The sequence below is a fragment of the Ancylobacter sp. 3268 genome (genome assembly GCF_031456575.1).
Classification (GTDB): Bacteria; Pseudomonadota; Alphaproteobacteria; order Rhizobiales; family Xanthobacteraceae; genus Ancylobacter.
The window spans coordinates 12595-38240 of record NZ_JAVDUX010000025.1 but is presented as its reverse complement, the minus strand read 5'-3'; the positions used below and the strand labels follow the sequence as shown (position 1 = coordinate 38240).

23 protein-coding genes are annotated in these 25646 nt (G+C 68.1%); 5 read left to right on the top strand and 18 right to left on the bottom strand.

What is annotated here, in order from left to right:
• Positions 1-55: 55 nt before the first annotated feature.
• Entirely contained in the window at positions 56-856 is an 801-nt protein-coding gene (locus tag J2X65_RS24990) for an SDR family NAD(P)-dependent oxidoreductase (protein WP_310207595.1), read from the bottom strand.
• Positions 857-1021: 165 nt separating this feature from the next.
• Between J2X65_RS24990 and J2X65_RS24985 the strand changes: the two genes are divergently transcribed.
• The 4 genes from J2X65_RS24985 to sseA all read left to right on the top strand — a co-directional run bounded on the left by J2X65_RS24985 (position 1022) and on the right by sseA (position 5217).
• Complete coding sequence (locus tag J2X65_RS24985; protein WP_310207593.1) at positions 1022-2470, top strand: deoxyribodipyrimidine photo-lyase; 1449 nt, start codon at positions 1022-1024, stop codon at positions 2468-2470.
• Positions 2471-2546: 76 nt separating this feature from the next.
• Positions 2547-3578, top strand: a complete 1032-nt coding sequence (locus J2X65_RS24980) for a cysteine synthase A (RefSeq protein WP_310207590.1) — start codon at positions 2547-2549, stop codon at positions 3576-3578.
• Entirely contained in the window at positions 3578-4306 is a 729-nt protein-coding gene (locus tag J2X65_RS24975) for an alanyl-tRNA editing protein (RefSeq protein WP_310207588.1), read from the top strand. Before J2X65_RS24980 ends, J2X65_RS24975 begins: the two co-directional genes overlap by 1 nt.
• 47 nt (positions 4307-4353) lie before the next feature.
• Positions 4354-5217 (top strand): 3-mercaptopyruvate sulfurtransferase, encoded by an 864-nt coding sequence (gene sseA / locus J2X65_RS24970; RefSeq protein WP_310207584.1) that lies wholly within the window; start codon positions 4354-4356, stop codon positions 5215-5217.
• A gap of 297 nt (positions 5218-5514) precedes the next feature.
• Here sseA and J2X65_RS24965 read toward each other — a convergent pair whose 3' ends face one another.
• The 4 genes from J2X65_RS24965 to J2X65_RS24950 all read right to left on the bottom strand — a co-directional run bounded on the left by J2X65_RS24965 (position 5515) and on the right by J2X65_RS24950 (position 10047).
• Complete coding sequence (locus tag J2X65_RS24965; protein ID WP_310207581.1) at positions 5515-6312, bottom strand: amino acid ABC transporter ATP-binding protein; 798 nt, start codon at positions 6310-6312, stop codon at positions 5515-5517.
• A 15-nt stretch (positions 6313-6327) separates the two neighbouring features.
• The gene (locus J2X65_RS24960; protein ID WP_310207578.1) at positions 6328-7704 is read right to left on the bottom strand and encodes an amino acid ABC transporter permease; all 1377 of its coding nucleotides are present in this window, start codon (positions 7702-7704) and stop codon (positions 6328-6330) included.
• 10 nt (positions 7705-7714) lie between these two features.
• A complete protein-coding gene (locus tag J2X65_RS24955; RefSeq protein ID WP_310207575.1) occupies positions 7715-8905 on the bottom strand; it encodes an amino acid ABC transporter permease in 1191 nt (396 codons plus the stop codon).
• 125 nt (positions 8906-9030) lie between these two features.
• The gene (locus J2X65_RS24950; RefSeq protein WP_310207573.1) at positions 9031-10047 is read right to left on the bottom strand and encodes an amino acid ABC transporter substrate-binding protein; all 1017 of its coding nucleotides are present in this window, start codon (positions 10045-10047) and stop codon (positions 9031-9033) included.
• A gap of 268 nt (positions 10048-10315) precedes the next feature.
• Between J2X65_RS24950 and metC the strand changes: the two genes are divergently transcribed.
• On the top strand, positions 10316-11524 hold the full coding sequence (metC, locus tag J2X65_RS24945; protein WP_310207570.1) for a cystathionine beta-lyase: 1209 nt from the start codon (positions 10316-10318) through the stop codon (positions 11522-11524).
• A gap of 8 nt (positions 11525-11532) precedes the next feature.
• On the opposite strand, the gene ureG is transcribed toward metC, so the two are convergent.
• From ureG to J2X65_RS24880, 13 genes are all read right to left on the bottom strand, one after another.
• Positions 11533-12177 (bottom strand): urease accessory protein UreG, encoded by a 645-nt coding sequence (ureG, locus tag J2X65_RS24940; RefSeq protein ID WP_310207567.1) that lies wholly within the window; start codon positions 12175-12177, stop codon positions 11533-11535.
• Between the two features lie 75 nt (positions 12178-12252).
• Entirely contained in the window at positions 12253-12969 is a 717-nt protein-coding gene (locus tag J2X65_RS24935; RefSeq protein ID WP_310207563.1) for an urease accessory protein UreF, read from the bottom strand.
• A complete protein-coding gene (locus J2X65_RS24930) occupies positions 12962-13783 on the bottom strand; it encodes an urease accessory protein UreE (RefSeq protein ID WP_310207560.1) in 822 nt (273 codons plus the stop codon). The genes J2X65_RS24935 and J2X65_RS24930 overlap by 8 nt, the downstream gene beginning before the upstream one ends.
• A 157-nt stretch (positions 13784-13940) precedes the next feature.
• On the bottom strand, positions 13941-15653 hold the full coding sequence (ureC, locus tag J2X65_RS24925) for an urease subunit alpha (protein WP_310207557.1): 1713 nt from the start codon (positions 15651-15653) through the stop codon (positions 13941-13943).
• 48 nt (positions 15654-15701) lie between these two features.
• Complete coding sequence (locus J2X65_RS24920; protein WP_310207554.1) at positions 15702-16322, bottom strand: urease subunit gamma; 621 nt, start codon at positions 16320-16322, stop codon at positions 15702-15704.
• Positions 16323-16376: 54 nt separating this feature from the next.
• Entirely contained in the window at positions 16377-17234 is an 858-nt protein-coding gene (locus J2X65_RS24915; protein WP_310207550.1) for an urease accessory protein UreD, read from the bottom strand.
• On the bottom strand, positions 17224-17919 hold the full coding sequence (urtE, locus tag J2X65_RS24910; protein WP_310207621.1) for an urea ABC transporter ATP-binding subunit UrtE: 696 nt from the start codon (positions 17917-17919) through the stop codon (positions 17224-17226). The genes J2X65_RS24915 and urtE overlap by 11 nt, the downstream gene beginning before the upstream one ends.
• Positions 17920-17923: 4 nt before the next feature.
• A complete protein-coding gene (urtD, locus tag J2X65_RS24905) occupies positions 17924-18745 on the bottom strand; it encodes an urea ABC transporter ATP-binding protein UrtD (RefSeq protein WP_310207547.1) in 822 nt (273 codons plus the stop codon).
• A gap of 10 nt (positions 18746-18755) precedes the next feature.
• Complete coding sequence (gene urtC / locus J2X65_RS24900; protein WP_310207543.1) at positions 18756-19934, bottom strand: urea ABC transporter permease subunit UrtC; 1179 nt, start codon at positions 19932-19934, stop codon at positions 18756-18758.
• Positions 19931-21571 (bottom strand): urea ABC transporter permease subunit UrtB, encoded by a 1641-nt coding sequence (gene urtB / locus J2X65_RS24895; RefSeq protein WP_310207540.1) that lies wholly within the window; start codon positions 21569-21571, stop codon positions 19931-19933. Before urtB ends, urtC begins: the two co-directional genes overlap by 4 nt.
• Positions 21572-21735: 164 nt before the next feature.
• Complete coding sequence (gene urtA / locus J2X65_RS24890) at positions 21736-23040, bottom strand: urea ABC transporter substrate-binding protein (protein ID WP_310207535.1); 1305 nt, start codon at positions 23038-23040, stop codon at positions 21736-21738.
• A 229-nt stretch (positions 23041-23269) separates the two neighbouring features.
• Positions 23270-24424 (bottom strand): aminotransferase, encoded by a 1155-nt coding sequence (locus J2X65_RS24885; protein WP_310207532.1) that lies wholly within the window; start codon positions 24422-24424, stop codon positions 23270-23272.
• Positions 24425-24538: 114 nt separating this feature from the next.
• Positions 24539-25642, bottom strand: coding sequence for a DUF1513 domain-containing protein (locus J2X65_RS24880; RefSeq protein ID WP_310207529.1), 1104 nt, complete (start codon positions 25640-25642; stop codon positions 24539-24541).
• Between the last annotated feature and the right edge of the window lie 4 nt (positions 25643-25646).

Genomic DNA, 25646 nt, shown 5'->3' with positions numbered 1-25646 from the left:
GCGGCGAAGGCCCTGGCCGGCGACCACCGGGCGGCCGGCACCGACCGACCGCCGATCACGCGGCGCGGTAGCGTTCCGCCGGGCTGGCAAGCGACAATTCGGGATGCAGCGCCGACCGTGCGGCTTCGAACGCCTTCCATTTGTCGAGGTCGCGGAGCGAGGGAATGGTCACCAGCTCGCCGAGCTCGAGCCCCTTCAGCGCCGCCGCGACGAGGTCGTCGACCGGCATCACCATATCGGCCGGCAGCCGGGCGGGATCGATGCCGGCACGATCGAAGAATTCGGTGCGGGTATAGCCCGGCAACACCGCCTGCACCCGCACCGGCCCGTCCTTCAGTTCGCCGTTCAGCGACTGGGTGAACGACAGCACATAGGCCTTGGTCGCGGCATAGGCGCCCGCGAACGCCTCTGACGCCAGCGCCACCACCGAGGCGACGTTCACCAGCGTGCCGTTGCCCCGCGCGGCGAATGCGTTCACCGCGGCGAAGGACAGCCGGGTCAGCGCCGTCACGTTCAGCTGCACCATCGCCATGGTGGTGGCGAGGTCGCCGCTGGTCACGCCTCTGCCGGTGCCGATGCCGGCATTGTTGACGACCAGCGTGATCGTCGGATCGGCCTCGATCCGGGCGGCGACGCGTTCGACATCGCCGGCCACGGCGAGATCGGCCGGCAGCACATCGACCTTGCGGCCGGTCTCGGCGCGAAGCTCGGCGGCGAGCGCCTCCAGCCGCGCCGCGTCGCGGGCGACGAGGACGAGATCGTGGCCGCGGCGGGCGAGCTGCTGCGCGTAGCTCTTGCCGATACCGGACGAGGAGCCGGTGACGAGGGCGGTGCCGGATGGGATGGGGGACGACATGATAGCCTCACGGGAAATGGCGGCGCACCGCCGGGTTCGGATTTACAGTATGATCGACATGAATAATCCGCAAGCCGCCCCGTCACCCGCTTTTCGCCATCGCACGATCCATCCGACCGGCCGCCGCGTAGAAGCTCCCGCCTGTTCCGCGCCAATGGACCGCACATGAGCCACACCGCTTCCGCCCCTGCTCTCGTCTGGTTCCGCGACGATCTGCGCCTCGCCGACAATCCGGCGCTCGCCGCCGCGCTGGCGCAGGAGCGGCCGCTGATCCTGCTTTATGTGCTGGATGAGGAGACGCCGGGCCTGCGTCCCCTCGGCGGCGCCGCCCGCTGGTGGCTCGGCCGCTCGCTGGCGGCCCTCGCCGCCGACATCGAACGGGCCGGCGGACACCTGCTGCTGCGGCGTGGCCCGGCCGACGAGGTGCTGCGCGATCTCGTCCGCGAGGCCGGCGTCGCCTCGGTGCATTGGAACCGGCGCTACGAGGCCGGCGCCATCGCCCTCGACAGCCGCCTCAAGGCCGAGCTGACGCGGGCCGGCGTCGAGGTGGCCAGCCATTCGGCCACGCTGCTGCACGAACCCTGGACGCTGCGGACCAAAACCGGCGGACCGTATCGCGTCTTCACCCCGTTCTACCGTGCCGCCGCGCCGCTCGGCCCGCGCGCGATCGTCCCCCGGCCGCGAACATTGCTGCCCGGCCCAGACCTGCCCGGCGAGGCGCTCGCGGCGTGGCAACTCGAACCCGCGAGGCCCGACTGGGCCGGCGGCCTGCGCGCAACCTGGCAACCGGGCGAAGCCGGCGCGCATGAGGCGCTGCTCGGCTTTCTCGATCACGGCATCCATGGTTATGCCGACCGGCGCGACCACCCGGACAGCGCGCACACGTCGCGGCTGTCGCCCTTCCTGCGCTTCGGCAATCTCTCGCCGGTGCAGGCGCTGGCCACCCTCCGCCATGCCGCCGATTCAGGCGAGGCGCAGGGCCGCGACGTCGAAAAGTTCCGCAGCGAAGTGTACTGGCGGGAATTCTCCTACCACCTGCTGTTCCACAACCCGGACCTCGCCACCAAGAACTTCAACGATCGCTTCGACAGCTTCGCATGGCGCGACGACCGCGCCTTCGAGCGGGCCTGGCGGCGCGGCCGCACCGGCTATCCGATCGTCGATGCCGGCATGCGCCAGCTGTGGCAGACCGGCTGGATGCACAACCGGGTGCGGATGATCGCCGCCTCCTTCCTCATCAAGCACGGCCTCGTCGATTGGCGGCGCGGCGAAGCCTGGTTCTGGGATACGCTGGTCGATGCCGATCCGGCCAATAATCCCGCCAGCTGGCAATGGGTCGCCGGCTCCGGCGCCGATGCCGCCCCTTATTTCCGCATCTTCAACCCGGTGTTGCAGGGCGAGAAATTCGACCCCGACGGCGCCTATGTCCGCCGTTTCGTGCCGGAGCTGGCGGAGCTGCCGGCGGATGTCATCCATCAGCCCTGGCGGGCGAAGCCGGAGGTGCTGGCCCGGGCCGGCGTCACCCTCGGCGCCAGCTACCCGCACCCGCTGGTGGAACATGGGGCCGCACGCGAGCGGGCTCTCGCCACTTATCAACGCAGCGGCGAGGAATGACGGCGACAAAGGTTGCCGAGCCGGTTTCCCGCTACTATTTTTGGAGCCCCTTGAACCGACATATGAAATCAGCACCATGGATATCCGGAACGGTCTTGTCGAGGCGATCGGCAAAACGCCGCTCATCAAACTCAAGCGCGCCTCGGAGGAGACCGGCTGCACCATTCTCGGCAAGGCGGAATTTCTCAATCCCGGACAGTCGGTAAAGGACCGCGCGGCGCTGTTCATCATCCAGGATGCGGTGAACAAGGGCCAGCTCAAGCCCGGCGGCGTCATCGTCGAGGGTACCGCCGGCAATACCGGCATCGGCCTCGCTCTGGTCGGCAACGCGCTCGGCTTCCGCTCGGTGATCGTCATTCCCGAGACGCAGAGCCAGGAAAAGAAGGATATGCTGCGGCTGGCCGGCGCCACGCTGGTCGAGGTGCCCGCCGTGGCCTACGCCAATCCGAACAATTACGTGAAGGTCTCCGGCCGCCTCGCCGAGGCGCTGGCATCGAGCGAGCCCAACGGCGCCGTCTGGGCCAACCAGTTCGATAACGTCGCCAACCGGCAGGCGCATATCGAGACCACCGGCCCGGAAATCTGGGCGCAGACCGACGGCAAGGTCGACGGCTTCGTCAGCGCGGTCGGCACCGGTGGCACGCTGGCCGGCGTCGCCATCGCGCTGAAGGAGCGCAACCCGAAGGTCAAGATCGCGCTGGCCGATCCGTTCGGCGCCGCGCTCTACAGCTACTACACCACCGGCGAGCTGAAATCCGAAGGCTCCTCCATCACCGAGGGCATCGGCCAGGGCCGCATCACCGCCAATCTGGAAGGCGCTCCCATCGACATCGCCTACCAGATCCCCGATGCCGAGGCGGTGCAGATCGTGTTCGACCTCCTGGAGTTCGAGGGCCTGTGCCTCGGCGGCTCCTCGGGCATCAACATCGCCGGCGCCATCCGTCTGGCGAAGGAGCTCGGCCCCGGCCACACCATCGCGACCATCCTGTGCGACTTCGGCACCCGCTACCAGTCGAAGCTGTTCAACCCGAGCTTCCTGCGCGAGAAGGGCCTGCCGGTTCCCGGCTGGCTGGAGCGTGGGGTCGACATACCCGACGTGATGCTGTGATGCCGACCGAGCTGCTGTTCCGCCACGACGCCTATCTCGCCGAGACCCCGGCGACGGTGGTCGGGCTGACGCCGGAAGGTGGCATCGTGCTGGATCGCTCGGTGTTCTATGCCACCGCCGGCGGCCAGCCGGGCGATACGGGCTGGCTGGTCGGCGCCGATGGCACTGAGACCGCGGTCGCCGGCGCGGTCTGGTCGGCGGACAAGCAGGACATCGTCCATCTCCTGGCGCCCGATGCTGCCCGCCCGGCGCCGGGCGACACGCTGGTCGCCCGCCTCGACTGGGTGCCGCGCTACAACCGCATGCGCATGCACACGGCGCTGCACCTGCTGTCGGTCGCCCTGCCCTATCCGGTGACGGGCGGTTCGATCGGCGAGCGGGAAAGCCGGCTCGATTTCGACATTCCCGATGCCGGCCTCGACAAGGATGCCGTCACCGCCCGCGTCAACGAGCTGATCGCCAGCGATGCCGCCGTCACCGAGAGCTGGATCACCGACGCCGAGCTCGACGCTAATCCGGGTCTGGTGAAGACCCTGTCGGTCAAGCCGCCGCGGGGCTCGGGCCGGGTAAGGCTGGTGCGGATCGGCGACATTGACGCCGAACCGATCGACCTGCAGCCCTGCGGCGGCACCCATGTGCGCCGGCTGAGCGAGATCGGGCCGGTTATCGTCAGCAAGATCGAGAAGAAGGGCCAGCAGAACCGCCGCGTCCGGCTCACCCTCGCCTGAGCGCGGTTGCAGCGCTCGCCCCATAGGACCACACAGGGATCACGCCCATGACCACCGCTTCGGCCGTCCCGACCAACAGCCGCTTCGTCACCACCCAGTGGCTGGCCGAGCACCTCAATGCTCCCGATGTCGTCGTCGTCGATGCCTCCTGGCATCTGCCGACCGCCGGCCGCGCGGCGCGGGCCGAATATCTCGACGCTCATATCCCCGGCGCGGTGTTCTTCGACATCGATGCCGTCGCCGACCGGTCGAGCGGCCTGCCGCACATGCTGCCCACGGAACAGGCATTCAGCGAAGCGGTCGGTGCGCTGGGCATCGGCGACGGCATGACCATCGTGGTCTATGACAGCCTCGGCCTGTTCTCGGCCGCGCGCGGCTGGTGGACCTTCTTCGTGTTCGGCGCCGCCAACGTCTTCGTGCTCGAGGGCGGGCTGCCGCAATGGCGGGACGAGGGTCGGCCGCTCGAAAGCGGCGAGGTACAGCGTCCGCCGGCCCGTTTCACCGCCCGCCTTGACCGCAGCCGGGTTGCTGGCGCCGACGATATGGCGCAGGTGAGCGAGAATGGCGGGGCGCAGATCCTCGATGCCCGTCCCGGCGACCGCTTTCGCGGCGAGGCGCCGGATCCGCGGCCGGGCGTGCGCGCCGGCCACATACCGGGCGCGCTCAACCTGCCGTCCTCGGAGGTGGTGGCGAATGGCCGGCTGCGCGATGCCGAGGAGCTGCGCGCCGTCGTCGCCGCGGCGGGCGTCGACACCGGCAAGCCGGTGATCACCAGCTGCGGTTCCGGCGTCACCGCCGCCATCCTCTGGATGGCGCTGGACAGTCTCGGCACCCCGCCGGTGGCGCTCTATGACGGCTCCTGGGCCGAATGGGGCTCCTCGGAGCGGCTGATCGCCATCGGGCCGGCCTGACCGCCGGCAACCGGTCTTCTGGCGAACCGAGAGAGCCCTTACCTCCGAGCTGTCGAGTCCACATTCTCGCCTCGGAGCCCCGTCTACGAGCCATCACTGCCCCCATCCCGAGCCCGCCCTTCCTGCCCTCTCCCCGTTGGGCAGAGGTGGCCCGCGAAGCGGGTTTGCGAGGGGTGAGCCCGCTCCGGCCTCTGGCGAGCGCCACACCAGGCACCTGCCGCCACCAGCGACCACCAACGAAAACGGCCGCCTCCTGGCGGCCGTTCGCGTTCCGGCTCCCGCGGGGTCGCGGCGCCTTCAGTGCAGGATCTGGCTGAGGAACAGCTTGGTACGCTCGTGCTGCGGGTTGGAGAAGAACGCGTTCGGCTCGTTCGATTCGATGATCTGCCCGGCATCCATAAAGATGACCCGGTTCGCCACCTGCCGCGCGAAGCCCATCTCGTGGGTCACGCACAGCATGGTCATCCCCTCTTCGGCGAGGCTGACCATGGTCTCCAGCACTTCCTTCACCATTTCCGGATCGAGCGCCGAGGTCGGCTCGTCGAACAGCATGATCTTCGGCTTCATGCACAAGGCGCGGGCGATGGCGACGCGCTGCTGCTGGCCGCCGGAGAGCTGGCCGGGATACTTCCCCGCCTGCTCGGGGATCTTCACCTTCTTCAGGAAGTGCATCGCCAGTTCCTCTGCGTCCTTCTTGGGCATCTTGCGGACCCAGATCGGCGCCAGCGTGCAGTTCTCCAGAATGGTGAGGTGCGGGAACAGGTTGAAGTGCTGGAAGCACATGCCGACCTCGCGGCGGATCTCGTCGATGCGCTTGAGGTCGTTGGTGAGCTCGACGCCGTCGACGACGATCGAGCCCTGCTGGTGCTCCTCCAGCCGGTTGATGCAGCGGATCATGGTCGATTTGCCGGAGCCGGACGGCCCGCAGATGACGATGCGCTCGCCGCGCTTCACCTTGAGGTTGATGTCCTTCAGCACATGGAACTCGCCGTACCATTTGTGGACGCCGACGAGTTCCACCGCGACCTCGCGTCCCGGCGGGGTATGCACCGCGGGGAGCTCGTCGCTGGGAACGATGGAATGGGCTTCGGTCATGGCGGTCTCCGTCGTTCAGTGTCTGTGGGAGGTGTTCAGCCGGCGCTCCACGAACAGCGAGTAGCGCGACATGCCGAAGCAGAAGATGAAGTAGACGATGCCGGCGAAGGCGAAGCCGGTATAGAGCGTGACCGGCGTCGCCCAGTTGGGGTCGGTGAAGGCGGCGCGCAGCTGGCCGAGGAAGTCGAAGATCGAGACGATCAGCACCAGCGTGGTGTCCTTGAACAGGCTGATGAAGCTGTTGACGATGCCGGGGATCACCAGCGTCAGCGCCTGCGGCAGGATGATCAGCCGCATCATCTGGCTCCAGGTCAGGCCCATCGCCATCGCGCCCTCGTACTGGCCCTTGGGGATGGCCTGAAGACCGCCGCGCACCACCTCGGCGATGTAGGCGGCGGTGAACAGCGCGACGCCGACCAGCGCGCGCAGGAGCCCGTCCGGGTTCACTCCCACCGGCAGGAACAGCGGCAGCATGTAGGTGGCGAAAAACAGCACGGTGATCAGCGGCACGCCACGCCAGAACTCGATGAAGATCACGCTGAGCAGCCGCACGATCGGCATCTTGGAGCGCCGGCCGAGCGCCAGCGCGATGCCCAGCGGCATCGAGGCGACGATGCCGGTCACCGCGATCACCAGCGTCACCAGCAGCCCGCCCCATTGCCGGGTCTCCACCCGCTCGAGGCCGAAATCGATGTCCCAGAGCAGGGTGATGATGCCGAACCCGGCAAAGACATAGGCGGTCATCGTCGCCGCGCCGCGGCCGCTGCCGGTGGCCAGCCTGCCGATGAGATAGGCCACCGCGACACACAGTGCCGTGGTGATGAGGAAGTCCAGCCAGAAGCCCAGCCGCAGCCCCGCCACGGTGGCATCGCCGGCAACCGCCTGCATCAGGCCGAAATGCCCGAGCAGGAAATTCGAGGCGCCGATATTGCCGCCGGTGAGCAGGATGAAGGCGAGTATCGGATAGGCGACGAAGAACAGGAAGGAGTTCAACCGCTTGTGCGGCCAGGACAGCACCAGCAGCGGCACCAGCAGCACGACGCCGAGGAAGAAGACGAGGTTGACGCGCCAGCGCTCGTCGGCCGGGTAGAAGCCGTAGATCAGCTGCGCGAACTTCGCCTTGATGAACGGCCAGCAGGCGCCCACCTGGGCGCCGAGGCAGGCCTCGCGGCTGTCGCCGGTCCACACCGCGTCGATCAGCAGGAAGCGGATCATCGGCGGCAGCACCCACGCCACCAGCAGGATGCCGAGAATGGTCAGCACGCCATTGGTGATGGAGGAGAACAGGTTCTGCCGCACCCAGCCGATCACGCCGACATTGCGGCTGGGCGGCGGCAGCGGCGTCTGCATCTGCGAACGGATGAAGGTACCGTCGTCGAAGGTCAGGCTCATCGCGCGCTCCTCACCGTTCCACGAGCGCGACGCGCTTGTTGTAGGCGTTCATGATCACCGAGGTGATGATCGAGATGACCAGATAGACGCCCATGGTGATGGCGATGATCTCGATGGCCTGGCCGGTCTGGTTCAGCGTGGTGCCGGCGAACACCGCGACGAGGTCGGGGTAGCCGATCGCCACCGCCAGCGAGGAGTTCTTGGTCAGGTTGAGATACTGGCTGGTCAGCGGCGGGATGATCACCCGCATCGCCTGCGGGATCACCACCAGCCGCATGGTGTAGCCGGCGCGCAGGCCGAGCGAGTTCGCCGCCTCGGTCTGGCCGTGGCTCACCGACTTGATGCCGGCGCGCACATTCTCGGCGATGAAGGCGGCGGTATAGGTGGCGAGGCCGACCGTCAGCGCCACGAATTCCGGAACGACCCGCACCCCGCCGACGAAGTTGAAGCCCTTGAGCTCGGGCGCCTCGAAGGTGATGGGAAAGCCGGTGGCGATCATGGCGGCCAGCGGCAGCCCGACGATCAGCCCGAGGCCGATCCACAGCATCGGGAACGGCCGGCCGGTCTCCTCGCGGCGCTGGCGGCCCCAGGCGCCGATGAGCACCGTCGCCAGCACGGCGAAGCCGAAGGTCCACAGGACCAGGCCGGTGCCCTCGCCGAACAGCGGACGCGGCACGACGATGCCGCGATTGGAGATGAAGGCTTCGCCGAAGATGGAGATGCTCTGGCGCGGGTTCGGCATGGCGCTGAGCACGGCCAGGTACCAGAACAGGATCTGGAACAGCGGCGGCAGGTTGCGCAGCAGTTCGACATAGCAGCTGCAGATCAGGCGGATGACGAAGTTCTTCGACAGCCGGCCGATGCCGACCAGGAAGCCGATGATGGTGGCGAAGAAGATGCCGATCACCGCCACCAGAAGGGTGTTGAGTATGCCGACCAGAAAGGCGCGGCCATAGGTCGATGTCTCGGAGTAGCTGACCAGCGTCTGGCTGATGCCGAAGCCGGCGGTGTTCTCCATGAAGCCGAAGCCGGTGGCTATTTTCTGCGCGGCGAGATTCTCCCGCGCATTGTCGATGAACATCCAGCCGAGGACGATCACCAGTACCAACGCGACGACCTGAAGGACGATGCTTCGTACCTTCGGGTCGTTCATGAACGACGTACGACCATGCTTGGCCGCCGGCTCGACCCAATCCGCCATAAATCCCCTCGCCTCGTGGAGGCCCCATTTCATGAAAGCGTCGGGACCCGATCTCGAGCCGGGTTATGTTCCCGCACTTCCGTCGCAGAGCGTCCCCCGGCCTGCGCCGGGGGACACCTTGTCGATCAGCGGATCGGCGGAGCGTACTGAAGGCCGCCCTTGGTCCACAGCGCGTTGGTGCCGCGCGCCAGCTTCAGCGGGGTGTCCGGGCCGACATTGCGGTCGTACATCTCGCCATAATTGCCGACCAGCTTGACGATCTGGAGCGCCCAGTCATTGCCGAGGCCGAGGCCTTCGCCGAACTTGCCCTCGGTGCCGACCACGCGCTTGATCTCGGGGTTGTTCGACTTCAGCATCTCGTCGGCGTTCTTGGAGGTGATGCCCAGTTCCTCGGCATTGACCTGCGCGAACAGCACCCACTTGACGATGTCGAACCACTGGTCGTCGCCATGGCTGACCACCGGGCCGAGCGGCTCCTTGGAGATGATCTCGGGCAGGACGACGTGGTCGTCCGGGTTCGTCAGCTTGAGGCGCTCGGCGGCGAGGCCGGAGCGGTCGGTGGTGTAGACATCGCAGCGGCCGGAATCATACGCCTTGATGGTTTCGTCGGCCGTGGCGAAGGCGATGACCTCGTACTGCATGTTGTTGGCGCGGAAGAAGTCAGCGACGTTCTGCTCGGTGGTGGTGCCGGTCTGGGTGCAGACCGAGGCGCCGGACAGTTCGAGCGCCGAGTTCACCTTCTTGTCCTTGCGGATCATGAAGCCCTGGCCGTCATAATAGGTCACGCCGGTGAAGTTGAGGCCAAGCGAGGTGTCGCGCGAGATCGTCCAGGTGGTGTTGCGCGACAGGATGTCGATGTCGCCCGACTGCAGGGCGGTGAAGCGATCCTTGGCCGACAGGGGGGTGAACTTTACCTTGGTCGGGTCGCCGAACACCGCCGCCGCCACCGCGCGGCAGAAGTCGACGTCGAGACCGGTCCAGTTGCCCTTGTCGTCGGGGTTGGAGAAGCCCGGCAGGCCCTGGCTGACGCCGCACTGGATGAAGCCCTTGGCCTTCACCTGATCGAGCTTCGCGGCCTGGGCACCGACCGCGGCGAGGCCGAAGGCGCCGGCAAGGGCGAAAGTGGAGAGGAGGCGTTTCATAATGTCAGCCCTGTTCATCGGTTTTTGATCGGGCGCATATCTGGGTCGCAGATGATGCGAATGGAGAGCGAAGCAAGTCGCATGCCGCTCGACACCTGGACATGCCGCAAGGGCGTGCGCCGTTCGTCTAGACGCACGGCTGCTCGCATGACGTGTCGTGCGGCCGTAGGGTCATCAGAACGATGTATTCTGATGCGGTCAAGCGCTTGACGCGGACCCGGCGCTTCCTCTCAATGACGCCCCCGACCGAAGAGAACCCTTGCAGTCCATGTCGAAACAGCCCCAGGGCACCAACCGGCCCGCCTATGCGCCCGATACGACCCTCGTCAATGCCGGTCGTGATCCACAGAGATTTGACGGCTTTGTGAATGTACCGGTGGTGCGCGGCTCGACCGTGCTGTCGCCGACGGTACACGATCTCGAGCATCACACCGGGCGATACACCTATGGGCGGCGCGGAAACCCCTCCGTCGAGGCGCTCGAAACGGCGCTGGCCGAACTTGAGGGCGGCGCGGGCGTGGTGCTCACGCCATCCGGCCTGTCGGCGGTGAGCATCGCGCTGCTGTCGGTGCTGGAGGCCGGCGATCACCTGCTGATGGTCGATACCGCCTATCAGCCCACCCGGCGGATCTGCAATGAGGTGCTGCGCCGGCTCAATATCGAAACGACCTTCTACGATCCGCTGGTCGGCAGCGGCATCGCCGCGCTGTTCCGGCCGAACACCCGGGCGGTGTTCATGGAATCGCCCGGCTCGCAGTCCTTCGAGATTCAGGACGTGCCGGCCATCGCCGCCGCTGCCGCCAAAGCGGGCATCGTCACGCTGATCGACAACACCTGGGCGACGCCGCTATATTTCCGGCCGCACGATTTCGGCGTCGACCTCTCCATCCAGGCCGGCACCAAATATCTCGGCGGCCATTCCGATCTCAATCTCGGCACCATCTCGGCGAATGAGCGCTGCTACCGGCGGCTGCGCACCACCCATGGCGATCTCGGCATCACCGTGGCGCCGGAGGACGCCTTCCTGGCGGCGCGCGGCCTGCGCACCCTGTCGGTGCGGCTCGCCCGCCACCAGCAATCGGCGCTGACGGTCGCCCGCTGGCTGGCTGGGCGGCCGGAAGTGCGGCGGGTGCTGCATCCCGCGCTGCCGGAGGATCCCGGCCATGCCATCTGGTCCCGCGACTTCACCGGTGCCTCAGGCTTGTTCAGCGTGGTGCTCAATCCGGCAACCAAGCCGAGCGTCGACGCCTTCCTCGATTCGCTGGCGCTGTTCGGCCTCGGCTACAGCTGGGGCGGCTTCGAGAGCCTCGCCATCCCGTTCGACTGCTCGACCTACCGCAGCGCCACGCATTGGGCGCCGGGCGGGCCGACGGTGCGGCTGCATATCGGCCTCGAAGACCCTGCCGATCTGATCGCCGATCTCGAACAGGGCCTACGGCACCTGGCGCCGGCCGAGGCTTCCGATCTGGGAAAGTGACGGCCTCTTTAGGAAAGTGACGCCTCGGCGACCGGCGCGGCCGCCAGCCCGCCGGCTTCCTCGATGAAGCGCGCCACGTCCTCGACGCCCTGCCCGGCCCGCACATTGGCGAACACATAGGGCCGCCGCCCGCGCATGCGCGCCGAATCCCGGTCCATCACCTCCAGCGAGGCGCCGACATGCGGCGCGAGGTCGATCTTGTTGATCACCAGCAGGTCGGAGCGGGTGATGCCCGGCCCGCCCTTGCGGGGGATCTTCTCGCCGGCCGACACGTCGATCACGTAGATGGTGAGGTCGGCGAGCTCGGGCGAGAAGGTGGCGGCGAGGTTGTCGCCGCCGGATTCGATCAGGATCAGGTCGAGATGCGGGAAGTGGCCGCGCATCTCGGCAATGGCGGCGAGATTGGCCGAGGCGTCCTCGCGGATGGCGGTGTGCGGGCAGCCGCCGGTCTCCACGCCCATGATGCGCTCGGCCGGCAGCGCCCCGGCGCGGGTGAGGATCTCGGCATCCTCCTTGGTGTAGATGTCGTTGGTGATGGCGCACAAATCGTAGCGGTCGCGGAACAGGCGGCACAGCGCCTCCATCAGCGCCGTCTTGCCCGATCCGACCGGGCCGCCAATGCCGACCCGCAGCGGGCCGTTGCCCTCGTTCATGAATGCGCTCCTCTCGATTCGATCGTGCGGATGCCGGTTCCGTGGCGGGGCCTGCCGGCTGCCGCCGGGCCGGCGCTAGCTGCGGAACAGGCGTGTGTATTGGGTTTCGTGGCGCATCGAGGCGATGTCGGAGCGCAAGGCCGCGCCGCCGAGCGCGTCGGGATCGAGATGCGGCGCCGCAGCGGCGATGTCGCGGATCGTCGCCGCGCAGCCGGCGAGCGCGCGGTTGCCGTCGGTCTGGCCGAGCGGCACCAGCCGCACCGCGGCGGAGACGAGGTTGGCCGCAACCGCCGTCAGGAAGGCGGTCAGCGTCGCCGGCAGCGGCAGGCGGTGGATCGCCGCCGCCGCGCCGACCGCCACCGGATAGGCGAGGCGTCCGCTCCAGGCGGCCGACAGCTGGTCGAAGCCGGGCGACGGCCAGGCGGCGCGCGTCGCGGCGAGGAAGGCGTCGCCCTGGTTCAGCGTCTCCATCTGCCGCTCGCGCGAGGGCGCGAAAGCGCCGGCAAGCTCGGCCACCTCGGCGAAGGCGGCGGTATCGCCGGCGCCCGCCGCCCGCCAGGCCCGAGCCAGCAGGACGGCGTCGGTGAACGGGCCGCCATGACGCAGCAGGTCGTCGACCCAGCCGGCAAGGCTGGCGGCATCGCTTATGTCACCGGCCTCCACCGCCCATTCCAGACCGTGCGAATAGGCAAAGGCGCCGACCGGATAGGCCGGCGAGAGCCAGACAAACAGGGCGATGAGGTCGGGCGCGGCGGCCGGCGCGAGGCCGGCGGCCGCCGCGGCGTCAGCCATGGGAGTGGCCATGGCCCTTGCGGTGAGCGGGCTCGTGGGAATGATCGTGATGCTCGTGATCGTGATCGTGATGCGTGTGGCCGCAACCGCAAGCCTCGCCATGGGCATGATCGTGCGCGTGGGCATGATCGTGGGCATGATCGTGGTCGTGAGGTGCGTGGCCCGCCTCGCTCGCCGGCGCGCTGCCGATATGGATCACATCGTGCTGGTGATGATGCGCATGGTCGCCGTGATCATGGCCGCAGCCGCAGGCCTCGCCATGCGCGTGATCATGATGCGCGTGGTGCGCATGACCGTGATCATGATGACCATGATCGTGATGGTCATGATCATGGTGACCGTGGTCGTGATGGCCGTGGTCGTGGTGGCCATGCGCCTCGGCGGCCTCATAGGCGCCGCCCTCCGGCTCGAACGACGCCTCGACGATGGCGACCGTGGCGCCGAGCCCGCGCGCCATCTCCTCCAGCACCGGATCGCGGGCGATGCGGATGCGGTCGGCAAGCAGCTGCGCCGCCACATGGCGGTTGCCGAGATGCCAGGCAAGCCGCGCCAGATGATGCGAATCCCTGGCGATGATCTCCGCCACCGGCTCCTCGGCGGCGACCACCGCCACCATGCGCCCGTCTTCCAGCGCGATGCCGTCGCCGTCCTTCATCCGGGTGGCTTCGGCGAGATCGAGCAGGAACACGACATCGCCCTCCCCGCGCATGGCGATGCGGCGGCGGTGCCGCCCGTCATGCGGCAGGACCACCTTGTCGGCGGCGATGGACGCATCCCAGCTGCCGGCGGGAACAAGCGTGCGAGCGCGGATCATGGTCGTCTCCTGAATTGACATGGCGCCCGGCTGGCATCCTTCGAGGCCCGCCTTCGGCCGGCACCTCGGGATGTGGCCGCGAAAGGACGAACCTCATCCCGAGCTGCGAGCAGAGCGAGCCTCGAAGGATGCTCCAGCCACGCGCTCTGCCCCAGTCTTAGAACAGGAAGTAGCGCTGCGCCATCGGCAGTTCGGTGGCCGGCGCGCAGGTCAGCAATTCGCCGTCCGCCCGCACCTCATAGGTTTCCGGGTCGATCTCCAGATGCGGGGTGGCGTCGTTGTGGATCATCGAGGCCTTGGAGATGCCGCCGCGCACATTCTCGATGCCGACCACCTTCTTCTCCAGCCCCAGCCGGGCGCCGACGCCGAGCTCCACCGCCGCCTTGGAGACGAAGGTGAGCGAGGTCGCGGTGCGCGCCTTGCCATAGGCGCCCCACATCTGGCGGTAATGCACCGGCTGCGGCGTCGGGATCGAGGCGTTCGGGTCGCCCATCCGCGCCGCGACGATGGCGCCGCCCTTGATCACCATGTCCGGCTTGGTGCCGAAGAAGGCCGGCGACCAGATCACGAGGTCGGCCAGCTTGCCCGGCTCCACCGAGCCGATATGGCGGGAGACGCCATGGGCGATGGAGGGATTGATGGTGTATTTCGCCACATAGCGCTTGGCGCGGGCATTGTCGTTGCGCTCGCTGTCGCCCGGCAGCAGGCCGCGCTGCAGCTTCATCTTGTGCGCGGTCTGCCAGGTGCGGGTGATCACCTCGCCGAGCCGGCCCATCGCCTGGCTGTCCGAGCTCATCATCGAGATGGCGCCGAGATCGTGCAGTATGTCCTCGGCCGCGATGGTCTCCTTGCGGATGCGGCTCTCGGCGAAGGCGAGGTCCTCGGCGATCTCGGGGTCGAGATGGTGGCACACCATCAGCATGTCGAGATGCTCGTCGAGCGTGTTGATCGTGAACGGCCGGGTCGGGTTGGTGGAGGACGGCAGCACATGCGGCAGCCCGACCACCGTCATGATGTCCGGCGCGTGGCCGCCGCCGGCGCCCTCGGTATGGAAGGCGTGGATGGTGCGCCCCTTGAAGGCGGCGACGGTGTCCTCGACGAAGCCGCTCTCGTTCAGCGTGTCGGTGTGGATCATCACCTGCACGTCGTATTCGTCGGCGACGGTGAGGCAGTTGTCGATGGCGGCCGGGGTGGTGCCCCAGTCCTCGTGCAGCTTCATGGCGCAGGCGCCGGCCTCGATCATCTCGACCAGCGCGCCCGGCAGCGAGGCATTGCCCTTGCTCGACAGAGCGAGGTTCACCGGAAATGAGTCGAAGGCGCGCAGCATCATCTCGATGTGCCAGGCGCCGGGGGTGCAGGTGGTGGCGTTGGTGCCCGCCGAAGGACCGGTGCCGCCGCCCAGCATGGTTGTCACGCCGCTCATCAGCGCGTGCTCGATCTGCTGCGGGCAGATGAAATGGATGTGGCTGTCGAAGCCGCCGGCGGTGACGATCTTGCCCTCGCCGGCGATCACCTCGGTGCCCGGCCCGATGACGATGTCGACGCCCGGCTGGATGTCCGGGTTGCCGGCCTTGCCGATGGCGTGGATCCGGCCGTCGCGCAGGCCGATATCCGCCTTCACGATCCCCCAATGGTCGAGGATCACCGCATTGGTGATGACGGTGTCGACCGAGCCCTGCGCGCGGGTGGTCTGCGCCTGGCCCATGCCGTCGCGGATGGTCTTGCCGCCGCCGAACTTCACCTCCTCGCCATAGACGGTGAAGTCCTTCTCCACCTCGATGACCAGCGCGGTGTCGGCGAGGCGGATGCGGTCGCCGGTGGTCGGGCCGAACAGCTCGGAATAGAAGGCGCGGGAAATCTTGAGGGCCATGAACTGAATCCGATCGGGGTGTGGGACGGGCGAGACGGGCGGGTGCGGTCAGAGACGGCCCATCACCGCCTGTCGGAAGCCGTAGACCTCCTTCTTGCCGGCAAGCTCCACCAGCGTGACCTCGCGCGACTGGCCGGGCTCGAAGCGCACCGCCGTACCGCTGGGGATGGCGAGCCGCTTGCCGCGCGCCAGCTCGCGGTCGAAGGCGAGCGCCGGGTTGGTCTCGAAGAAGTGGTAATGGCTGCCGACCTGGATCGGCCGGTCGCCGGTATTGGCGACGGTGAGCGTCACCGTCGCGCGGCCGGCGAGCAGCTCGATCTCGCCCTCCTCGGTGAGGATCTCGCCCGGCACCGGGCCGGCGAACAGCCGGCGGATCGGCTCGTGCACGGTGACGAGCTTGGTCCCGTCCGGGAAGGTCGCCTCGACCTGCACGTCGTGGATCATGTCGGCGACGCCCGGCATCACCTGCTCGGCGGTGAGCACGGTGGCGCCGAGCGTCATCAGCTCGGCCACCGTCTTGCCGTCACGCGCGCCCTCGACCACCACGTCGGTGATCAGCGCCACCGCCTCGGGATGGTTGAGCTTCACGCCCCGTTCCAGCCGCCGGCGGGCCACCATCGCCGCCATGGCGACGAGCAGCTTGTCCTTTTCGCGCGGGCTCAGGTTCATCGGTCACCTCCGGAAGGATACGGGCGAGACAAGGTCGGGCGAGGATGGAATGCATCAGAAATGCCAGATGCGCGGCGGATCGCCAACGCCCAGCGGCGCGATGAGGCGGCGGATGGCCGCTTCGAGCCCGGCGCCGTCGCGCGCCAGCAGCCGCACGGACGCCATGCCGTCCCAGGCGCTGACGCCGATCTCGACATCCGTCCGCGCCGCGTGGACCGCCTCGGCAACCTCCCGCAGCGCGTCGAGCCGACCCATGGCGTCGGGCGCCACCAGCAGCCCGGTGGCGAAGGCCGCCCAACCCTGCGCGCAGGCGGGCCGGCCGAGCACGCCGCCCACCGCGCCGTCGAGGCTGAGACCGTCGGCATAGATGAGCCGGCCGCCGCGGCGGATCCGCCACGAATCGGTCAGCCGCCCATAGGTGAAGCGCTCGCCGCGCGCGGTGCGCCCGAGCACTACCGATTCCATCAGCAGCAGCCGCGCGCCCTCCGCCACCTCGGCGCGGATGGTCCGGGCGACGCGGGCGCCGTCGAACAGGATGGTGGCCTGCGGCAGCCAGTCGAGCGAGGCGCCGGCCTCCACCGCGAGCTCGACCGACAGGCGCGACAGTCCGCCATCGGAGCGGTAGCACTTCTCCGCCGCCTGCGAGGTGAGCACCAGCCGCGCGCCCTCGCCCGCCCGCATGGCGGCCGCGACGTGATCGCCGCCGGCGATGCCACCGCCGGTGTTGAGGATGATGCCTTCCAGCGAGCGGCCGCGCCGCGCCGCCGCCGGAAACCGGATGCGGGTGGGGCCTTGTTCCTCGATGCGGTCGGGAATCGTGCGTCCGTCGGCAAAACGGGCATGAAGGAGCAGTCGGCCGCGTGAACGCAGCTCGCCGGGGATGGTCTCCCCGGCGGCGGGTTCACACGGCAATGCGGTTACGTACATCCGGATCCTCGAGGGCGGCGCCATCGCCCGACATCACCACCGCCCCGCGCTCCATCACGATGAAATGGTCCGCGAGTTCCTTGGCGAAGTCGAAATACTGTTCGACCAGCACGATGGCCATATCGCCCTTGCTCCGCAAGTAGCGGATGGCGTTGCCGATGTCCTTGATGATCGAGGGCTGGATGCCCTCGGTCGGCTCGTCGAGCACCAGCACCTTGGGCCGCATCACCAGCGCCCGGCCGATGGCGAGCTGCTGCTGCTGGCCGCCGGAGAGGTCGCCGCCGCGCCGGCGCAGCATGGAATCCAGCACCGGGAACAGCGAGAACACGTCGTCGGGGATGAAGCGCTCGGGGCGCTTCAGCGGCGCGAAGCCGGTCTGCAGGTTTTCCGAGACGGTGAGCAGCGGGAAGATCTCGCGGCCCTGCGGCACGAAGGCGATGCCGCGCCGCGCGCGATCGGCCGGCTTCATCGCGGTGATGTCCTCGCCGTCGAAGCGGATCGCCCCTTTCGCCACCGGCTGCTGGCCGACGATGGCGCGCATCAGGCTGGTCTTGCCCACCCCGTTGCGGCCGAGCACGCAGGTCACCTTGCCCGGCTCCGCCTTCAGCGAGACCCCGCGCAGCGACTGCGCCGCACCGTAGAACAGGTCGATATCCTGGACTTCCAGCATGAACTCAGCGCCCCAGATAGACTTCGATGACGCGCTCATTGGCGCTGACCTGGTCGAGCGTGCCTTCGGCGAGCACCGATCCTTCGTGCAGGCACATCACCCGCACGCCGAGGTCGCGCACGAAGGTCATGTCGTGCTCCACCACCACCACCGAATGGCCGTTGGCGTTGATCTCGCGCAGCAATTCGGCGGTCTGCGCCGTCTCGGCATCGGTCATGCCGGCGACCGGCTCGTCGACCAGCAGCAGCTTCGGGTCCTGCGCCAGCAGCATGCCGATCTCCAGCCACTGCTTCTGCCCGTGCGACAGCGCGCCGCCGAGCCGGTCGCGATGCTCGCTCAGCTTGATGGTCTCGAAGATCTCGTCGATCTTGTCGCGCTCGGCGGCGGTCTCGCGCTTGAAGATGTTGGCCAGCGCGCCGCGCTGCCCCTTCAGCGCCAGACGCAGATTGTCGATCACCGTGTGCATCTCGAACACGGTCGGCTTCTGGAACTTGCGGCCGATGCCGAGCGTGGCGATCTGCGTCTCGTCCAGCTTGGTCAGGTCGGTGGTGCCGCCGGCGAAGAACACGTCGCCCTTGTCGGGGCGGGTCTTGCCGGTGATCACGTCCATCATCGTGGTCTTGCCGGCGCCGTTCGGGCCGATGATCGCCCGCATCTCGCCGGGATCGACGGTGAAGGACAGCGCGTTCAGCGCCCGGAAGCCGTCGAAGGTCACGGTGACGCCGTCGAGATAGAGCAGCGCCTCGGTCAGATCCTTCTTGGCGATGGCCAAGACGGGGTCATTCGATTCCGGGGCGTCGGGTTCAAGCGTGTCGGCTGCGCTCATGTCGGTCCCCTCACTCGGCCGGCTTGGGTTCGGGCAACGCCTTGCCGGGCGGCGCCAGATCGGAAGGCGCCAGATCGGAGGGCGCGGGCGAACGCCGGCTGCGCCAGTCGTAGAAGGTGCCAACGATGCCCTTGGGCAGGAACAGCGTCACCGCCACGAACAGCCCGCCGAGCATGAACAGCCAGTAGGGCGCCAGCATGCCGGAGGTGAAATAGGTCTTGGCATAATTGACCAGCACCGCGCCGAGCGCCGCGCCGATCAGCGTGCCGCGCCCGCCCACCGCCACCCAGACGATGATCTCGATCGAATTGGCCGGAGAGAATTCGCTGGGGTTGATGATGCCGACCTGCGGTACGTAGAGCGCCCCGGCGATGCCCGCCAGCATGGCCGAGACCACGAAGGCGACGACCTTGTAGTTCTCTGCCCGGTAGCCGGTGAAGCGCACCCGCGTCTCGGCGTCGCGAATGGCGATCAGCACCTTGCCGAAATGCGAGCGCACCAGAAAGCGGCACAGCACATAGCCGAGCACCAGCGCCAGCGCCGAGAGCACGAACAGGGTGAGCCGGGTGCCGTCGGCCTGGATGTTGAAGCCGAGAATGTCCTTGAAGTCGGTGAGGCCGTTATTGCCGCCGAAGCCCATGTCGTTGCGGAAGAACGCCAGCAGCAGCGCGAAGGTCATCGCCTGGGTGATGATCGACAGATAGACGCCGGTGACCCGCGAGCGGAAGGCGAACCAGCCGAACACCAGAGCGAGGAGGCCCGGCGCCAGCACCACCATCAGCGCCGCGAACGGGAACATGTCGAAGCCGTACCAGAACCACGGCAGTTCCTTCCAGTTCAGGAACACCATGAAATCGGGCAGCACCGGGTCGCCATAGACCCCGCGCGGACCGATCTGCCGCATCAGGTACATGCCCATCGCGTAGCCGCCGAGCGCGAAGAAGGCGCCCTGGCCGAGCGAGAGGATGCCGACATAGCCCCAGATCAGGTCGACCGAGAGCGCGAGCAGCGCATAGGTCAGGTATTTGCCGAGCAGCGAAACAACATAGGTCGGCACGTGCAGCGCCGAGTCCGGCGAGGTCAGAAGGTTCAGCGCCGGCACCAGCACGGCGGCGCCGAGCACGACGGCGAGGAAGATGAGGCCGCTCTTGCCGAGCAGCGCCGGCTGGGTGGTGGTGGCGGTGCTCATGTTTCGATCGCCCGGCCCTTGAGAGCGAAGAGGCCGCGCGGCCGCTTCTGGATGAACAGGATGACGATGACCAGCAGCGCGATCTTGCCCAGCACCGCGCCGGCATAGGGCTCCAGCATCTTGTTGGCGATGCCGAGCGACATCGCGCCGACCAGCGTGCCCCACAGATTGCCCACCCCGCCGAACACCACGACGAGGAAGCTGTCGATGATGTAGCTCTGGCCGAGATTGGGCGACACGTTGTCGATCTGGCTGAGCGCCACCCCGGCGATGCCGGCGATGCCGGAACCGAGGCCGAAGGTCATGGCGTCCACCCAGTTGGTGCGGATGCCCATGGAGGCGGCCATGCGGCGGTTCTGCGTCACCGCGCGCATCTCCAGCCCGATGCGCGTCAGCCGCAGCGTCGCCAGCAGCGCCACGAACACCAGCATGGCGAAGATGATGATCCATAGCCGGCCATAGGTGATGGAGAGCTGGCCGAGTTCGAAGGCGCCGGACATCCAGCTCGGCGCGCCGACCTCGCGGTTGGTCGGGCCGAACATGGTGCGGATCGCCTGCTGCAGGATCAGTGAGATGCCCCAGGTGGCGAGCAGGGTTTCCAGCGCCCGTCCATACAGGAAGCGGATCACCGTGCGCTCGATGAGGATGCCGATGAGGCCGGTGAACACGAAGGCGATCGGGATGGCGATGAGCAGCGAGGCGTCGAACAGCGCCGGGTTGTAGGTGCGGATCAGCTCCTGCACCACGAAGGTGGTGTAGGCGCCGAGCATCACCATCTCGCCATGCGCCATGTTGATGACGCCCATCACGCCGAAGGTGATGGCGAGGCCGATGGCGGCGAGCAGCAGCACCGAGCCGAGCGACACGCCGTACCAGACGTTCTGGCCGACCGACCAGATGGCCAGATTGTATTCGATGCCGGCGATGGCGGCATCGGCGGCCGCCTTCACCGCCGGGGCGGCCCCGGCCGGCACGCTGCGCAGCACGGCGAGCGCGTCCTGGTTGCCCTCCTCGCCCACGGTCTCGATGGCGGCGATGCGGTCGGCGTCGGAGACTCCGGCCTTGCCGATCAGGATGGCGGCGCGGGCGAGCGTCAGCGCCGACTTCACCTTGGCGTCGGTTTCCTTGGCGAGCGCGGCGTCGAGCGCCGGCAGCGCCGCCTCGTCGCGGGCGCGCATCACCGCGCCGGCCGCCTCCAGCCGCTTGGCCGGATCGGGGCTGACCAGCGCCAGCGCACCGCTGGCCGCCTCGATGGCGCGACGGATGCGGTTGTTGACACGCACAGCCTTCAGCCCCGGCGGCGCCTCGGCGACCGGCTGCCCGCCGGCGGCGTCGATATAGCCGCCCGCCGCGGTGCGGATCAGCACCTGCTTGGTCGCCGGGCTGAAGAACAGCCGGCCGTCGGCCAGGGCCGCGACGATGCCGGCGGCCGCGGGACTGCCGCTGACGGCGAGCGCGTTGAGGGCCGCTTCGGTGTCGTCATATTTGTCGGTGGTGAACTGTGCCAGCGGGGCGCCGATATCGGGCGCCGATCCCTGGGCGAAGGCGGCTCGCGGCAGCAGCAGGGCGCCGGCGAGGAGGCCGAGGGCGAGGAGCAGCACGCAGCCGGGACGGCTGAGGAGGCCAGGGGAAATCATCGTCATCCGTCGGTGCGAGTGCGGATGGAGCCGGAAGCGTTCCGGCGGCGGGTCGCCCGGCGGCCGACGGGCACGCCGCCCGCCGCCGGGTCGATCGGGAAGGTGGGTCAGGTCAGCCGCCCCGGGCGACATCCGATCTGACCATACACCTCATCGGCCTCGCCTCACTGGGCGCCGCACTTACCTGTCTTGACGTTGAAGTTGCCGCAGTTCATCGGCGCGCGCCAATCGGCGATCAGGTCCTTGGAGCCTTCCAGATAGGGGGACCATTCCTCGGCGACGATCAGGCCAGGGGTCTGCTCGACGATGTCGAACTGGCCGTCATCCTTGATCTCGCCGATCAGCACCGGCTTGGTGATGTGGTGGTTCGGCATCATGGTGGAGAAGCCGCCCGACAGGTTCGGCACCGAGACGCCGATCAGCGCCGGGATGACGGCGTCCGGATCGGTGGTGCCGGCCTTTTCGACCGCCTTGACCCACATGTTGAAGCCGATGACGGTGGCTTCCATCGGGTCGTTGGTCACGCGCTTGTCGTTCTTGATGAACGCGCGCCACTTCTTGATGAAGTCGGCATTCTCCGGCACGTCGACCGACTGGAAGTAGTTCCAGGCGGCGAGATGGCCGACCAGCGGCTTGGTGTCGATGCCGGCAAGTTCTTCCTCACCCACCGAGAAGGCCACGACCGGAATGTCGGTCGCCTTGATGCCCTGGTTGCCGAGTTCCTTGTAGAACGGCACGTTGGCGTCGCCATTGATGGTGGAGACCACGGCAGTCTTCTTGCCCGCCGAGCCGAATTTCTTGATGTCGGCGACGATGGTCTGCCAGTCGGAATGACCGAACGGCGTGTAGTTGATCATGATGTCCTCGGCGGCGACGCCCTTGGACTTCAGATAGGCCTCGAGGATCTTGTTGGTGGTGCGCGGGTAGACGTAGTCGGTGCCGGCCAGCACCCAGCGCTTCACGCCTTCGTTCTCGGCGAGGTAATCGACGGCGGGGATCGCCTGCTGGTTCGGGGCGGCGCCGGTGTAGAACACGTTGCGCTCGCTCTCCTCGCCCTCGTACTGGACGGGGTAGAACAGGATGCCGTTGAGTTCCTTGAATACCGGCAGCACCGACTTGCGCGAGACCGAGGTCCAGCAGCCGAACACCACGGCGACCTTCTCCTTGGCCAGCAGCTCGCGCGCCTTCTCGGCGAAGAGCGGCCAGTTGGAGGCGGGATCGACGACGACCGGCGTCAGCTTCTTGCCGAGAACGCCGCCCGCGGCGTTCTGCTGGTCGATCATGAACAGCACGGTGTCCTTCAGCGTCGTCTCCGAAATGGCCATGGTGCCGGACAGAGAGTGGAGGACGCCAACCTTGATCGTTTCCTGGGCTGCGGCGGGCAGGGCGGCACCGGCGATCGCCAGCGCAGCCGCGCCGGCCACCGCGCGGCCAGCCAGCCGGCGCGCATGGGAGAACAGATTAGACATATTCGTTCCCTTCTGGAGTTCACACGCAGGACCCCCGTCCGCGTGCCAGACAGGCGGGGTTGCAACGCCCGTGCCAAAACCCGTTTTGGGAAATGCAATACGTCGAATGACGCAGCTGGAAGCATTAGTCGCCGATTAGATCAAAATTTGAGCAAATGCTGCCTGCCTATGCGCCCTGTATGCGAAAGGGGACGACGCGCACAAACGGTCGGCAGGCCGAGCGGACGGCTCAGGCCGCCCGGTGCAGTCGCTCCAACCGTCCCAGCGCCTCGTCAAGGGTGGCGTCGGTCTTGGCGAAACAGAAGCGCACCACGCTGGTGACCGCCTCGCGCGCATAGAAGGCCGAGACGGGAATGGCGGCGACACCGTGGCGCTCCACCATGTCACGGCAGAACGCCTCGTCGTCGAGCCGCGGGTCGAGGGCGGCGAGATCGACATTGAGGAAATAGGTGCCGGCGCTGGGCAGCGGCGTCAGGCCGAGCGCGGCGAGGCCGTCCGCCAGCCGGTCGCGCGAGCGTTGCAACCCGGCGCGCATGCCCTCGAACCAGACCGGTTCTTTGCCCAGCCCATAGGCGACGGCGTGCTGCAACGCCGGCGGGGTGGTGAAGGTGAGGAACTGGTGTGCCTTGGAGAGACCCTTCATCAGCTCCGGCGCCGCGCACACCATGCCGACCTTCCAGCCGGTCATGCCGAAGATCTTGCCGGCGGAGGCGATCTTGACGCTGCGTTCGCGCAGGCCCGGCAAGGACAGCACCGAGACATGCCGCCGGCCGTCGAACACCACATGCTCCCACACCTCGTCGGCCACCAGCACCGCGCCGGAGCGCCGGCAGAATGCCGCCAGCAGTTCTAGTTCCTCGCTCTCGAAGACGCGGCCGGTGGGGTTGTGCGGGTTATTGAACAGCACGACGCGGGTCTTGGGCGTGAAGGCACTGGCCAGCACCTCCTCGGTCAGCCGCCAGCGCGGCGGCGTAAGGCGGGCAAGGCGCGGCACGCCGCCGGCACGCCGAACCAGCGGCAGATAGGCGTCGTAGAGCGGCTGGAACAGCACCACCTCGTCGCCCGGCTCGATCAGCGCCAGCAGCGCGCCGGCCAGCGCCTCGGTGGCGCCGGAGGTCACCATGATCTCCGTTGTCGGGTCGAGCTCCAGCCCCTGCCAGTGACGATAATGCGCTGCCGCCGCCTGTCGCAGCTCCGGCACGCCCATCATCGGCGGATACTGGTTCCAGCCGTCCAGCACCGCTTCGGCCGCCTTTTCGCGCACGTCGCGCGGGCCGGGATCATCCGGGAAGCCCTGACCGAGATTCACCGCTCCATGCTGGCGTGCCAGCTGCGACATGGCCTCGAAGACGGTGGTGGAAAGGCCGGCAAAGATCGAATTCATCTACAGAACGTCCACGTGAATCCAGGCGATCTGACATCGCGCCACTGTCTTATCGGACTGTCGCCGGCAAAAGTGAAGAGCCGTCCCGGTCGCGGCCGCCGTCGGGGCGCCGCCTCACGCTCCAACGAGCACCGCGTGATTGTCGAACCGTGGCCCGCCGGAACGGCGCGCGACCACCCCTACCCCCTCCTCATCGGCGGCGATGAGGATCACCTCGCCGAGGCCGGACGTGGCGAGGAAGCGCCCACCCTCATGGGTGGCGGCAAGGCCGCAGCCGTCGACAAGCGGCACGCCGCCGAGGAACCGCCCCTCGCGCGTCCATATCGCCACGCGGTTGCCGCGCGGGCTGGCGGCGGCGACATAGCGGCCGGAGCGGTCGACCGCGATCGAGCCGACATAGGTGCGGAAGCCGCGCCATTCCTCGTCCGGCGCATCGAAGGCCTGCAGCCGTCCATCCGGATCCACCGCATAGACCAGTGGCCGGGCGATGGAATCGTTCAGCAAGTCCTGTGCGGCAACCACCACCAGCCCATCCTCCGCCCGCGCCAGATGACGCAGCGACAGCGAGACGAGATCGCCCTCCAGCGTGCCGACGGCGCGGGTCTGCCCGCTGCCCGGATCGAGAATGGCGACGCCGGCATGCGCCACCTCGGCGCCGAATGCTTCCGGCGTATGCGGCTCGATGCCGCCATTGGCGACCACCAGGCCGCCGAGGCCTGGCAGCATGTCATGCGGCCCTATGCCGGCGGACGCCCATTCCGCCACCACGGAAAATCCGTCCGCCACCTCGCGCAGCGAAACGATCCCCTGGCCGCTCGCCCGCTCGATCTCGACGGCGTAGAAGCGCCGGCCGGCCTCGACGAAGCGGCCATGACCGGAGAACACCCGGCCTGCGCCGGGCTCGAAACTGGCGAGCACCTTGCCGGCGCGGCGGTCGAACAGCACCGCCGTGGTGCCGGGGCGGCGCGCCACCGCCACGGCGGTGCGCCCATCCGGGCTCGGCTCCACCCAGTGCAGGCGCTGGGCACCATGCCCGACGGCCGTGGCGTCGAAGCCGGCGGAGAGCACCACCGGGGCAAAGCCGCCCTCGACACCGGCGGTCGCCAGCCATTCGGCATCGAGCAGGTGGTCCTGTGCATGGGCGGCGCCGAACAGGAAGCGGGGCATGGCAGCAAGGCCGCTGAGGCCGGCGAGCAGGGAGCGGCGGGTGGCGGGCATGTGA